The 13,715-nt window shown below is 52.7% G+C and carries 11 protein-coding genes and 1 pseudogene; 3 read left to right on the top strand and 9 right to left on the bottom strand.

What is annotated here, in order from left to right:
* Nucleotides 1–136: 136 nt before the first annotated feature.
* The 9 genes from AWM70_RS04390 to AWM70_RS04350 form a co-directional block, all read right to left on the bottom strand.
* Nucleotides 137–1,759, bottom strand: coding sequence for a cellulase family glycosylhydrolase (locus AWM70_RS04390; protein ID WP_083180124.1), 1,623 nt, complete (start codon nt 1,757–1,759; stop codon nt 137–139).
* Nucleotides 1,760–2,110: 351 nt separating this feature from the next.
* Nucleotides 2,111–2,884 carry a glycerophosphodiester phosphodiesterase gene (locus AWM70_RS04385; RefSeq protein ID WP_068694514.1) on the bottom strand — a complete coding sequence of 258 codons (774 nt, stop codon included), beginning with the start codon at nt 2,882–2,884 and terminating at the stop codon, nt 2,111–2,113.
* 18 nt (nt 2,885–2,902) lie between these two features.
* Nucleotides 2,903–3,958 carry a CehA/McbA family metallohydrolase gene (locus tag AWM70_RS04380; protein WP_068694513.1) on the bottom strand — a complete coding sequence of 352 codons (1,056 nt, stop codon included), beginning with the start codon at nt 3,956–3,958 and terminating at the stop codon, nt 2,903–2,905.
* On the bottom strand, nt 3,955–4,428 hold the full coding sequence (locus AWM70_RS04375) for a hypothetical protein (RefSeq protein WP_068694512.1): 474 nt from the start codon (nt 4,426–4,428) through the stop codon (nt 3,955–3,957). The genes AWM70_RS04380 and AWM70_RS04375 overlap by 4 nt, the downstream gene beginning before the upstream one ends.
* Nucleotides 4,425–5,270 carry an ABC transporter permease gene (locus AWM70_RS04370; protein ID WP_068694511.1) on the bottom strand — a complete coding sequence of 282 codons (846 nt, stop codon included), beginning with the start codon at nt 5,268–5,270 and terminating at the stop codon, nt 4,425–4,427. The genes AWM70_RS04375 and AWM70_RS04370 overlap by 4 nt, the downstream gene beginning before the upstream one ends.
* Nucleotides 5,267–6,445: an extracellular solute-binding protein gene (locus AWM70_RS04365; protein WP_068694510.1), complete on the bottom strand. Its 1,179-nt coding sequence runs from the start codon at nt 6,443–6,445 to the stop codon at nt 5,267–5,269. Before AWM70_RS04365 ends, AWM70_RS04370 begins: the two co-directional genes overlap by 4 nt.
* Before the next feature lie 59 nt (nt 6,446–6,504).
* Nucleotides 6,505–7,542, bottom strand: coding sequence for an ABC transporter ATP-binding protein (locus tag AWM70_RS04360; RefSeq protein ID WP_068694509.1), 1,038 nt, complete (start codon nt 7,540–7,542; stop codon nt 6,505–6,507).
* A 65-nt stretch (nt 7,543–7,607) separates the two neighbouring features.
* Complete coding sequence (locus AWM70_RS04355) at nt 7,608–8,432, bottom strand: ABC transporter permease (protein ID WP_068694508.1); 825 nt, start codon at nt 8,430–8,432, stop codon at nt 7,608–7,610.
* 20 nt (nt 8,433–8,452) lie between these two features.
* Nucleotides 8,453–9,487: a LacI family DNA-binding transcriptional regulator gene (locus AWM70_RS04350; RefSeq protein WP_068694507.1), complete on the bottom strand. Its 1,035-nt coding sequence runs from the start codon at nt 9,485–9,487 to the stop codon at nt 8,453–8,455.
* A gap of 271 nt (nt 9,488–9,758) precedes the next feature.
* Here AWM70_RS04350 and AWM70_RS04345 point away from each other — a divergent pair.
* From AWM70_RS04345 to AWM70_RS04335, 3 genes and pseudogenes are all read left to right on the top strand, one after another.
* Nucleotides 9,759–11,595, top strand: a pseudogene (locus AWM70_RS04345) (DEAD/DEAH box helicase).
* A 2-nt stretch (nt 11,596–11,597) separates the two neighbouring features.
* Nucleotides 11,598–12,530: a YqhG family protein gene (locus AWM70_RS04340; protein ID WP_068694506.1), complete on the top strand. Its 933-nt coding sequence runs from the start codon at nt 11,598–11,600 to the stop codon at nt 12,528–12,530.
* 156 nt (nt 12,531–12,686) lie between these two features.
* Nucleotides 12,687–13,694, top strand: a complete 1,008-nt coding sequence (locus AWM70_RS04335) for a hypothetical protein (protein WP_068694505.1) — start codon at nt 12,687–12,689, stop codon at nt 13,692–13,694.
* Nucleotides 13,695–13,715 lie beyond the last annotated feature (21 nt).

Here is a 13,715-nt window from a genome sequence, read left to right as displayed (position 1 = left end):
TGTCTTTATTTTCGGCTTAAGCCTAAAAATTATGTAGACTCTCCTCATATTTGTGCCAGTGTCCAACACCTAACGCCAAAGAAAAGGCATCTTCCCCTGGAAAGGAAAGGGAAAGATGCCTTGCAGACTCTCGGGCTTATGGAGCCGTGGTTACCGTAAAAGCCTCCCATGCGCCGCCAACGCTGTCTCGGCTTGCCACAAGCACCGGTGTTGCGGCGTTCAGATCGCAGGTAACGTACTTGTTATTGGCTACCGCCTGGAACGATACGGTTCCGTCCGCATTGGTGGTCTTGCGGAACTTCTCCCAGGCCGCAATCCCTTGTGCTCTGGCAATCAGCCTGCCGCCCTGGTTCAAGTCTGCCGTTACATATTTATTGTTGGCCATGGATAAAAAGGAGACCGTTCCGTCCGCATTGGCAATCATGATGAACTTCTCCCACGCATCCACCGAGTCACGGTTCGCAACCAGCGGCTCATTGCCGGAATTTTCAGCCGTTACGTATTTGCCGTTGGCTACGGCTTTGATGCTGGAAGGCGTGTTCAGCTGTGCATAGGCCTTTACGATATTTTGCAGAGCGGTATTCTTCTGATGAAAGCTCGTCGCAAATTTGGCGTATTTACTTTTGATCGTGTCCACACTGTCGCTGTTGATATTCGGGAACGGGTTAGAGTTGTTGTTATACAGGCCCCAATTGCCGCCGCCCGTAATTTTGTAAGTCCAATTCGTCCAGGAGACATTCAGCGCGTCCAAACCGGACAGATATTTTTCCCATAAGTCATTAAACTCGAACAACGTGAATTCACCGGCAAAAACAGGAACATTCCAGCTCTGCTGATGCGAGGCGATATCCGCAAACCATTGGTTGATGCTGTTGTTCTGGCTGTTATAGTCCTTGTCGTTCCAATCGTAGTTGTGGAGCTCATAAACGGTATTGGTCCAGCCGTAGGTAGAAGGAGCTACGATATTATTCCAGTAACCGAAAGCTTCCACTACGATGATATGGTCAGGGTCGATGGCTCGGACCGCTTTGTATAACCGGTCGTACATTTGGCTGATGGAGAGGCTGGAATTGTTGCTCACCGGCTCATTCAGCAGATCGTAACCGGCGATGACCGGGTTGCCTTTGTAGTGGTTCGCGAGACGCTGCCAGATTTTGACCGTCCAATCCTGATAGGTCGGGTTGCTCCACAGCTCGTTTGCCCCGTCACGTCCCCCGCTTTGCCAGCCGTTCATGTTCCCCGGCACGCCATGCAGGTCCAGCATGACATAAATCCCCCGGGCACCCGCTTCAGACACGAGCCAATCCAGCTTCCGGAACGAAACGCTGTCCGATTTCATGGAGCCGTCCCGGTTCATCAGATTCTCCCAATAGATCGGAACACGGACGAGGTTTAACCCCAGGTTCTTGATATTGTCCAGATCGCCGGCCTGAATCCAGGTATCCTGATAACTTGTGATAATACTGTCCGTTGCGGCTTCGCCGAAACGGTTGATCAGCGTGGAGCGGACTGTCCACTCATCCGTCCCGCCAAGCGGCGACATCCAGTTCTCCCCAAGCAGCCAACCGCCCAGGTTCGTTCCGTGAAGACTGACGACGCTGCCGTTCCCATAGTTATTTTTAACGAGTGTACCGCTTGTCTTCAAAAAGTCGCTTGCTCCAATCGCTGCTGCTTCGGCTTTGGGCTGGTTGCCAAATTGCAGCAAACCGAAGATCAAGGTGAAGGCGAAAATGAACGAAAAGGCTTTTTTGACTTTCAAGATCAGTTCCTCCTTTAAATGTTTAACTGGGGTACGGAGACGATCCGAGGTTACAGTCCGCCTCACCTCCTTTTATTGAGATTTCTGAAATCGATTTCAATCCAACCAAAAATCCTCATCCAAAAGGTTTCCTTCCAGCAGGAGCTGCGAAGACTGGAGCTTTAGAATTCTTTAGAATCTATTCCCTTTACGTTAAAACGCTTACATCCATCTGTTCGCTAAGATTATAGTTAGATTATGGCAATTCTGTCAATCTGATTTTTAAGCTAAAAAAATTCATATCCTTGCAAAAAAAAAGCACGCGTGTATACGCGTACTTCAGCTCTTGTTCAAAGCGCCAAGCCCTTTTGCTTATGGGGACCGCTTAAGCTTGAGCTGCACCAGAGCTTCCACATTCCTTGCGGTTATGGAAGCTACCCCCATATCGGCGTACAGCTCCATGAGCACCGGTTCGTTTACAGTCCAGGCATACACCGCAAGTCCCGAAACCTCAGCTTGCTCCACAAGCGCCGGGGTTATAAATTCATGATAAATGTTGATCCCGAAACATGAGGCGGCCAGAGCATCCTGACAGGTTTGCTTGACTGCCTGATCATAAGCCACAGCCATAAAAAGTTTGGCGTCAGCATTCAGGAGTTTATTCAGCTTAGGCTGCCGACTTTCGGCAAGCCGGGCGCGCTCTGCTTCGCACCCGGACAAAAATACCTGGTCGAACATGTCCAGTCTGCGGACAAGCTCCGCTGCGGCTTCAACGGCTTCATCGGTTTTCAGATCGAGATTGGCCATTCTTCCGGATGATCGGATGATCCTTAACAGGTCCTCAAGCGTGCTGAAGGACATGCTCCCTTTTTTCCCGGCGTGATGGGCCACCACCTCCAGCTTCCGAAGTTCGGCATAGCGGGTTTGCGAAATACGGATTTGTCCTCCGCCCGCTCCGGTCCATAGATCATCATGCGCCAAAACGGCAACCCCGTCTTGGGTCACCCGTATATCCTCTTCGATCACGTCGGCGCCGAGCTCTATGCCTCTGCGTACGGATTCAAGCGTATTGTCCAAGGTGCCCATACAGCCTGTATGAGCCGTAATTAAAGGAAAAGAAGTGTTGCCTGCGGCATAAAGATTCATTCCGGCCCTCTCCTTCTTCTACTCAAAATAAACGGCGTTCGTAAACGCAATTAAAGTTCTTACGCCGCGGATGATGCCCCATAATTCAGCGCGAAGCCATGTCAGCTGGTTCGGTGAAATTTCAGCCGTAGTTAGCGGTTTGTCCCGATCCAGCGAACCTTCAAACAAAACGCCTGTATTACTGTCCAGCTTAATCGTGAAGGTCTGCTCCGGCAGCTCCCAATGTCCGCTTCTCGCAGCAAAATCAGCAGCGGCCCGGACTTGAACCCGTGAAGGCAGGTCCGGGAAAAAACCAGAGGAGGACAAAACGGGGGCGTCCCGCTGGTCATTCGGTTGCCGGCTGCTGTCAAACCTGGGGACTATGTCGCCTATCCCGAAAGACCTCCCGTCCCGGCTGATTTGAAGATCAAGCCGCGGTCCCAGCGTCACGGAAGCTCTTCCTGACGACAAGGCGCGGATCGCCCGGTCTCTCAGGGGAGCATCGCTGTCTTCAAGGTGCAGGTAGGTGACGGACAACGGCTCATCCGTTGGCTCCTGATGATGCCAGTCCCGACCGGAAGTGGCCGCCAAACGAAATCCTTCGTTTAACTTGTCCGTCCAGAACCGGTAGGCTCTGGCGTTGTTGTTTTTGAGCGGTGCAAAAGTGGTTGACCAGACTTCAATATAATCGATATCGTTCCAGTCGCTGACCTCGAATTCCCAATAACAGCCCGTGCACATCGGGCTCCCCGGTCGAAAAGGATGCGCCATGCCGGCAATCCCGCCTTGGTCATGAACCTTGGCGAGTCCTGCGTGCAGATCCCCCGGACCCACCGGCCGCCAATCGACGTACCGGTCAAGCCCGATCGTGACCATATGCCCGAAAAACGTCGTCCACTCCATCCCTGGAATAATGGAAATCCCGGTTGCCCGTTCGACTTCCTCTTTGTCCGCAAGTCCCGTCATGGTGTTGTGATCCGTCAGGGCGATACAGTCAAAACCAAGCGACTTGGCGCCTGCGGCAAGCTCCTGCAAAGATTGTTTTCCATCGCTGTGAAACGTATGCGTATGCAGCTCGCAAGCCAGCCAGCTCATCGGGCAACCTCCTCTTCCTGCCAAATTTGCAGTGAATAGGCACACCAGTCGGTGAGAATGGCATGCAAACTTAAAGTCACTTCCCACATTCCCTGCCTTAACTCTCCGTGTTCCAGTCCCGGCGATGCCTCATTCCGGCTTAAAAATAAATGCTGCTCCGGATCATGCCGGTGAGCAGCCCCGCGATGCCCACCAGGTCCGTCCACGGATACGGTGATCAGGTTTTTGAGCGGAAGATAAGATTCCCAGCGGGCTTTCGCCTGATCCTGGAGCTCCTCTTCCACGTATGTCCGTAAACTTTCTTCAATCAAAGCTTTAGCTTTCACCGGGTCCTCCAGATTGTTGGGGCCATAGGCAAAATCCAGAAGCAGCCTGCCCCCGGGACGGGGAAGGAAAAAGCGGTAAGCGATATGCGATTTGCTGCAGCAGGGAGCCGCTTTGCCCTGCACGTCCAACAATAAAGTTCTCATGACTGGCGCATCCCTTCTTCTTTGATCATCGATCGAATATAGAAATAACCGATAAACGAACAGAGCAGGAAGGTGAAAAAGGCCATAGCCGCTGCAAGCTGGCGGTCCTGAAAGACGCCGAAGACCTGCTCCATCGAAACTCCGAGCATTTGCGGCGCGTTGGGTCCGACCAGGAAAGGCGCTGTAAACGAACCGATGACACCCATAAATACAAAAGTAGCGGCTACAAGAAGCGTTTTATAAGTCAGCGGGATAATCAGCTTGAAAAAGATCCGCAGCTTGCCCGCCCCTACGTCCTTTGCGCTTTCGATCACGGCATCGGGAACGCCAGATAACGCGGAGCCGAGCAGCATGGTTGTAAAGGGAATGTTGAACCACAAATTGGCGATGATGATGCCTTTCATATCAAAAATAATCCGAGGGAAACTATCGTCCCCCATATGGTACAAAATTCGGGCGGCCCAGCCGTGATTGCCAAGCAGCTGAATCATGCCGTAGGTTGCGATTACCGCCGGTATAAATATCGGGATCATATACATCCGGCGTATCCAGCGAACAGCCAAACCGTCATTAAACCTCATATAGACGGCGAGCGCGTAACTGATCAGCAGGACAAGCACCGAGGAGACTAAAGTCACCTCAAGCGTAAAAATAATGTTGGAGCGCATCAGCTTATCGGTGAACAGGTAGCGGTAGTTAGAGAAATCATAGCCGCCCTGTTCATTCGTAAGGCTTACTTTCAAAGAACCGATGATCGGCAGCACGACGATAAACACCAAGATTAGAAAGGAAGGGAGCACCAAGGCTAACCCCAGCATCCCCCTTTTGAACGGTTTGCTCATTGGGCAGCAACTTCGCTTTGCCATCTTTTGTTGATTTCCGTGCCCAAATCGCCCAGGCTGAAGGTCCGGAAGCCTTCGGAGGCGCCTTTAAACGAATCCTGAATCTCCTGCGGCATACTGGACAGCTTGATGCCCGGGAAGCCGTGCATTTTGTTAACCACTACTTCTTGAGCTTCCGGCGACAAAACAAAGTCCAGGAATTTGTAGACGGCGTCTTTCTTGGTGGACTCTTTAGGAACCATCAGATAAGTCGGGCCGCCGTTAAAGCCGGGCGTAACCTGCTGCATTTTGATGGAGGAGGGAAGCTGTCCTTTGTCGAGCTGGTCGAGCACCATATCGGACCAGGCCGGGATCATGTCCACTTCGCCGCTGGCCAGCAGGTCAAGCGTGCCCTGGTTTTTCTTAGGATAGATGCCTTTGCCGTAAACATATTTGCCGAGGTCTTTCAAAAGATCAAAACCTTGCGTCCACTGGCTTTCAATGCTTGGGTCAGAATTGTGGATCGCCTCCTCAGGCAGGAATTTATAAATGGATGTCGTTACGAAAGAGCTGCCTGCTCCGCCCGTGGAAGGATCGTTATAAGCAAATTTCTCCGGGTTGCTGCGGATCCAGTCGTACAGCTCGTCCAATGTTTTCGGCGGGTTGGAGACTTTGTCGCTGTTATAAGCAAGCAGAACTGCGGAAGAACGGTATGGAATCGCCAGATTGGAAACGTCCTGCAGCGTCTGCTGGTCGACATTGTTCAGGTTAGCGATTTGATCGGCGCCGAGAGTATCCCAAAGGTCATCTTTCTGTCCTTTAGTCACGTCATCAATCCCGCTTTCATACAGGTCAACACCGCCGGAACCTTTGCCGGCCTGCCTGGCGGCCAGAATTTTATCGTAGGTAGGCTGGGCCGCCGTGCCTGAAGCGACGTAAACGGGTTTTACTTTGATGTCCGGATTTTTCTCTTCAAACATCGGAATAAGCGCCTTCCACAAATCATCCACATTCTGCGAACCTGTATAGTAGAAAGAAAAATCTGAAGACTGGGCTGCCGACGGAGTCCCCGCCCCTGCACTTGCACTGCCTGCCGGAGCTGATTCAGCCGTTTTCTTATCGCCGCAGCCTGCAAGCAGGGAGCCGGCCAGAACCAAACTCGTCAGCAGCGTAAAAGCGGTTTTCTTGTTGAACATGGAATGAATACCTCCTCATAATGGGGAAATTAGATTTCATCTTGAGATGAGAACTGAATTCATGCTTCGGGATAAGCCAGAATCTTAGAATACTTAACGGAAACCTCCTGGCCGGGAAGCAGCTCTTTGACGTCGTCGCGCGCCAGAAACGCCCGGATTGTACCCTGTTCCCGGACATCAACGGAAACCTCGGCATAATGTCCAAGCACCATAATCTGTTTGATGATCCCTATAAGCCCAAGCCTGTTATCTTCCGCAACCTCCAGCACCACATCCTCCGGCCGGATTGCAACGGTCACGGGACCTGAAAGCGAATGAGGATTGGGAAAATTTAATGTACCTGCCGTAATTGCGCCTCCGGCGACCACCCCCTTCAAAAAGTTCATTTTGCCTATAAACTGAGCGACGTACAGAGATTTCGGGGCATCGTAAATTTCCTGCGGTGTTGCGATCTGCTCGATATGGCCATGATTCATGACCACGATCCGATCGGAAATAGACAAGGCCTCTTCCTGATCATGGGTGACAAAAACCATGGTCAGCCCCAGCTCGGCCTGAATCTCGCGGAGCTCCTCGCGCATCTCGTGGCGGAGTTTGGCATCCAGCGCGGAGAAAGGTTCATCGAGCAGCAGCACGGACGGCTTGAGCAGGAGCGACCGCGCGACGGCAATCCGCTGCTGCTGGCCGCCGGACAGCTGGGCCGGGTATTTATTCCCCGCTCCCGGCAGACGAACCAGCTCCAGCACCTCGGAGATCGCTTTATCGCGTTCCGCTTTTTTGACCTTGCGGATTTTCAGGCCGAAAGCAAGGTTGTCATAAACCGTCATATGGGGCCAAAGGTTATAACCCTGGAAAACCATGGACGTAGGGCGTTTTTCCGGTGGAGCGGACAGTACGCTTTTGCCTTCGATCAAAATGTCGCCGGAGTCCGGATCCAGAAATCCGCCGATGCTGCGCAGCACCGTTGTTTTTCCGCAGCCCGAGGGACCGAGCAGCGTAATCATCTCGCCTTTGGCCACATCCAGCGAAATATCGGATACGCCGTCGCCGGTTTTATAACGTTTGGTCAATCTCTGGATCGATAATTGAGCCTGCATAAAGACCTCCTGTTTATAAAATGGAATGAACGCTGTGTAGGCAGGATAAGGCCCTGCAAAACTTCCTATTTGATTTGAAAACCGCTTGAAAGCACGTCCGCGCTTACGAATTTCTGTGCGGCGAACAGCAGGATAATCGTAGGAGCGGTCAAAATAATTGAAAAGACTGCGCCTGCGTAAGCCGGGTAATCGGTAATAATGCCATACATGACAACGGGCATCGTCCGAAAATTCGGCACGCCGACCAGATAGGTTCCCTGCGCCTCATCCAGAGAGTTCAGAAAAGTGAATATCGAAGCGACGATAATGCCCGGCATAGCCATAGGCAGCGTAATGCTGCGAAACACGCGGAACGGCCCTGCCCCTACGTCCCTCGCCGATTCCTCCTGGGCGGTATGCACGTTCCGGAAGGAAGAGGTCGGAATCCAGGTCATGAACATCAGGACGTTAATGATATGAATCAGCACCACACCAGCCAGCGTGTTCATCAATCCAACCTTGTAGAACAGCACGGCGATCGACACGTAAAGTCCCATTTTCGGGAAGGCATGCGTCAGCAGGAACGAGAACAAGAAAAACCTGCTGAGCGGAAACCGGATCCTTGCAAACGCATAGGCGGCCGGGATACACAAAATAATTGACAGAGCGGTTACAATGGCCGCTATTCCGAAGGAAAGCCCGATCGATTTGGCGATCCCGTCCTGCGAAAGCACAAAACTCCACCATTTCAGCGACCACTCCCGTGGGAGCATGTCCGGGTAATTCCATTTCCCCGTAAACGCCAGTATCGCCAGGTTTAATAAAGGACCCATGAAGAAAATGACGAATACGACCAGCAGCAAAAACTCAAGGATTTTTTTGGGTCCTACCGCTTTCAAATACCACCTCATTCTTAAAGCGCTCCTTTCTTCTATAAACTTCTATCTGACCGACTTCTATCTGACCAAGTAGAAGACCGGATGATCAGCTCGGGTCCGAGTTCAATGGACGTATCCTTGACGGCTTCCTGCCGGATCAGCTTGTCCAGCATCAGGCAGGCCAGCTGTCCCATTTTAGCGGTATCCACTCTGACTGTGGTCAGGGAAGGGGTTAACAGGGAAGCCATATCAATATCGTCAAAGCCCATGACGGCCACTTGTCCCGGCACGTTCACGGAACGTTCCATCAGAAACTTCATCGCGCCGAGCGCAAGCATATCGTTGGTGCCGAATACAGCTGTATATCCCTCTGCCTGAAAAAACTCCCAGCTCTCTTCCATCCTTCGATAACCTTCTGCAAAAGTAGAAGCTCCGGCATAAGCGATCGAGGATTCCGGACAATCAAACCGCTGCTCATGCAGGTAAGCCCTGAAGCCTTCCAGCCGGAAATGATGGCTCCGGTGGGACTGCGGACCGGCCAGCATAAAGATCCGTTTGTGCCCGAGGCCTGTCAAATGCCGGGCGGCCTCGCGCCCGCCGTCCTGATCGCGGTTGACGATATGGATAACGCCGGGAACGTCGGTGGAGCCGTTGACCATGATATAAGGCACGCCGAATTTGCCGATATGGTCAATCACGTTTTGTTCCAGCCGGCTGATCAGGATCAGTCCGTCCACTCTTTTCTCGAGCATAAAATCAGCGGACCGGAGCGACATTTCCTGGTCGGTCGTCACGAATACCGAATAATTCATCTGCGCCGAGGCGGCCAGGATGGCATCAAGTATTTTTCCGTAGAAGGGGTGGGATGCTACCGGATATTGACTGCGGTAAATTAGGACGCCGATATTGTTCGTCCGCTGCGACACCATGGCCCGCGCTACTGCGTTTGGTTTGTACTGCAGCTCTTGAATCACTTTAAGAACCTTCTCCCTGGCCTCCTGGCTCGTATAGCCGCGGCCGGAGATAACTCTTGAAACCGTAGATTTCGATACGCCCGACAATTGGGCAATCTCTTTAATGTTGCTCACCGTTTACCCTCGCTTTCCTATGAGACCGTTCCCACGTGAGACCGTTCCCACATCAAACAGAATAACGTTCAAATGTAAGTTCCGTATTAATCCGGCTGATCAGATTTGTAAATCATCATGAAGCCGATTCGGGCGCTTTACGTTCATTTCGTGTTCTGACCAAGGAGGAACCTGAGGAAAACGCTGTTATATTAACCGGGTGTTAACATCGTCAGCGCCGGGTAAACCCGCTATGCCGGCTTGGCGTGCCCGCCCTTCCCGAGTTTCGGTTATGAACTTCTTCCATTTCGTCCATACTACTTCTACAAAGTTTCTTGTTTCGCAGACAAAGGAGGTTGTTAAGACAGTGAGCGTGCAGGACATCCCGGCACTAAACAGCGGTGTGCCTATCACTTTTGATCCAAGCTGGCACGAGAATTTGCAGACCCGCCTCGATAAAGGAGGGCCGTGGGACGATGTCCGTTTGCAGCGGCTTTCCCTGCAGGCGGAGCAAGCCGGTCTTGTCACCCATTTCGAGGAACTTCAGTGTCTAAAGCACCTATCCGCCGTTCAACCAATGCCGCACCAGGTCGATACGGCGCGTAAAGTGTTGTTTGAAATGCGCGGCCGGGCCATCTTGGCCGATGAAGTCGGTCTGGGGAAAACGATTGAAGCCGGCCTTATTCTGAAGGAATATTTAATCCGCGGGCTGGTCCGCAAAGTATTGATTCTGGTTCCTGCTTCTCTCGTGCTGCAATGGGTCCGGGAGCTGAATCAGAAATTCGGCATACCTGCCATTGCCCAGAAGAAGGAGCATTCCTGGCAGTCCGACATCGTCGTGGCCTCCATGGATACGGCCAAGCGGGACCCGCATAAAGATATTTTGCACAATGGAATCTATGATCTCGTCATCGTGGATGAAGCCCATAAGCTGAAGAACAAAAAGACGACCAACTACCAATTCATGCTAGGCCTGCGCAAGAAATATTGTCTGCTGCTGACCGCCACGCCTGTACAGAACAATCTGGACGAGCTGTTTAATCTCATCACCCTGCTCAAGCCGGGACAGCTTGGCAAGCAGAACGAATTTGCAGCCAACTTTGTAGTGGATAAACGGAAGCCGAAAAATGAAGACGCGCTGCGCGGCGAGCTGTCCAAGGTTATGATCCGCAACCGGCGCAGCGACGGACAGCTTGATTTCACCAAACGGATCGTCCGCAATATTCATCTCGACTTGTCAGCCGAAGAAAAAGCGCTGTATGACGGCGTGACAGCATTCGTTAAAGAGCAGTACACGGCGGCCGGCGGCGATCTGAACAGCCTGTTCTCCCTAATCACCCTGCAGCGCGAGGTATGCAGCAGCCGGGATGCCGTGTTCGTAACGCTGGTGAATCTGTCGAAAAAGCTGGCTCCCGACTCTCCGCTTCGCGACAAGATATGGGAGCTCGTTCATGCGATCAAAGCAATTAAGGCAAATACGAAAGCCGAAAAAAACCTTTGAGCTGATCCAGAGCATCGATCCGGGCGAAAAGGTCATTATTTTTACCGAATACCGAGCGACCCAGGAATCGCTGCTGAAATATTTCCGCGACCGCGGGATGATCGCCGTTCCTTATAGCGGGAATATGAACCGGGGCAAAAAAGACTGGATGATGGACCTGTTCCGCGGCCGCGCCCAGGTCATGATCGCCACCGAAGCCGGCGGCGAAGGCATCAACCTGCAGTTCTGCCACCATATGATCAATTTCGATCTGCCGTGGAATCCCATGCGGGTCGAGCAGCGGATCGGACGTGTTCATCGGCTCGGGCAGAAAAATGACGTCAAAATTTACAACTTATCCACCACCGGCACCATCGAAGAGCATATCCTGAACCTGCTGCACGAGAAGATCAACATGTTCGAAATGGTCATCGGCGGGCTCGACGTTATTCTGGAACGGCTGGAGAAGCAAGGTTCTCTGGAGAAAAGTCTCTATAAAATTCTGCTTGAAGCGGACAGCGAAGAGCAGATAAAACAAGGAGTCGAATCGCTGGCTTCGTCGATGATCGCCATCAAACAAGAGCTGGAGGCCGTTCAGGAGGAAGAAGCCGAAACGCCGCCGGTGCAGGAATTGCTGGGAGGTTCGTAATCATGACTATGACAGCCAAGGAGATTCGGAATTATGTCCGCGCTTATCTGGAAGCGACGGAATGCGAGATCCGCGAGGAGTCGGCTTATCACGTAACCGTCAAGCTCTCTCCCCAAGCGGACCGCGAGCTCACGAATCGGCCTTATTACTGGGCGTATGTGGACCGCTGCGGGGTTGAACCGGAAACGATGTCCTACACGTTTGTCTTTGACCCGGAGCAGTACGATTCTATTACCCCTGCGGCAGCGCCGGAAGTGGACTCGGTTATGAGCCGCCATTTCGGTGCTGTCCGGCCTCTGCCGATTCTGGGGCCGGGCCGGATTCAGCGCGAAGACTTGTCGTTTGGCAGCCCCCGGCTTCAGCAGCTGTTCGAAGCAGCCAAGCGCGGAGGCAGTTTCATTTATGTCTTTGAAGATCCGGGTCAGCTGCAGCGGAGAACGCTGCTTCCAGCGGCCTATGAACCGTGGCTGGCCGTTTGCTTTAAAGCCGAATTTGCTTGCGATATGAAACGGGAAGAATTGCACTACTACGGGATATCGCTGACCAGCGGAACCGTGGATACCCGTTTTGGAGACAGGGTATCCCGCCTTCCTTTGCAGAGCCGGCTTCCTGAGAACATCAGCATCATCCCCACCTCCCTGTCCCTTAAGGAAGGCAAAATCCGGCTCGAGCAGCAGCTTGAAGCTTATCTGCGGCAGTTGGATGACAGCTGGGCAGCAGAAGCACGGGCAAGGCTGGAGGAGGAGCTGAACATTCTGGACAGCTATTACAGCCATCTGCTCGAGGACGAGAACGAAGAGACCCGATTGGGCGCGAAGCAGCAGTATGAAGCCAGACGCGAGGAAATCAGGTGGCAGTTTGAGCCCCGTATCCAGGTTTCCGCGGTAAACTGCGGCATCTTTCATCTCCGTTCCAGCCTGCTGCCTACAACCTGACTTCTGTCGCTAAAAGACAGCAAAAATAGAAGCCGGCGCAGCGCAGCTCCCGACAGGGTCTTACACCCTTTTTTGCTGCGTTTAACTACAATGAAACATATCCCTATTAAAGGACAAGTCTCACCCATCCTTAAAAAAAGTGCAGGTGATGATGTCATGAAAGGTTTTGCCTTAGCCCAAAAAATATCGCTGTTCCTGCTCGGAGCTTTGCTTCTTGCTCCCGCTGTCGTGGGAAAGGTTGCTGCCCCTGCCGCTGCTGCGGTTTTGTCTTCCAGTTTAAATGAACCGGGATCCGGTTCAAAAGCAGCTCCCGCTGAAGTTCAGCTGTTTGCCCGCGAGCTTATTCAGACGCTGGGCGAGCAGGAGGGCTTCGGCGCATGGAAACAAAGCGTCGTCGCCATCGACCCGCTCGGACCGGGTACCCACGGCTGGCTGGTCAGCCTCATGTCCTCTGACCGTACGCCCGTAGGTTATTTGATCATTGGCGCTAAACCGGAAGGCGGATTGGCGCTCATCGAATACGGCAATGGTTCCGATCCCCTGTACAATCCAAAACGGCTTTCCCTGAGCGGCCAGAACAATTTGGTGCCGATGTACGGCGGGCCTACGCTCACTCAGTGGAGAGTTTTCAACAAACAGGGCAAGACGCCGGCTGTCTATTATGAAGCAGCCGGCGGCGAGCCGCTGCCGGATACTGATGCGGACTGGTTGGGACGCAGAAACGGCTTCCCGGTTCCTGAATCAAGCGGAACCGTCGCTTTGGAACGTGTCGGCTTAAAGAATAAACAGGTTGTTCATCTCCCTTTCCCTGTCCCTGCTCGGCAAAGTACCGGATTATTTCGTCCGGACGATAATCTGTTATGGATGACTGGCGAGCCCCTTAAGCTTTCCCCGTCCCAGTTTGCTGCCCCCGGCAGCACGGAAGTTTCACCGGATGTACCGAACCAGCCGGACAAATGGGTATTTTTCTCCTCGGGAGCTTCACGAACTTATGCCCAGTCTCTTCCCATTTCCGGATACCAGCTATGGCAGACGGGGACCGCCAACGAGACCAAAGCGCGTCCGATCGTGTACTGCATCAGCCAGTCTGAGAACCTGGCCCGTTATATCTCGCTGGACGCCTTAACCAAAGCCGGCGAGTTTAGAGCCTGGACAGGCCATTAAACTGCAGCTTTTAGGTGATAG

Origin of the sequence: Paenibacillus yonginensis, assembly GCF_001685395.1 — a bacterium.
Lineage (GTDB): Bacteria > Bacillota > Bacilli > Paenibacillales > Paenibacillaceae > Fontibacillus > Fontibacillus yonginensis.
The sequence above is the reverse complement of the archived record's forward strand: the minus strand, read 5'-3'. Positions and strand labels throughout refer to the sequence as shown.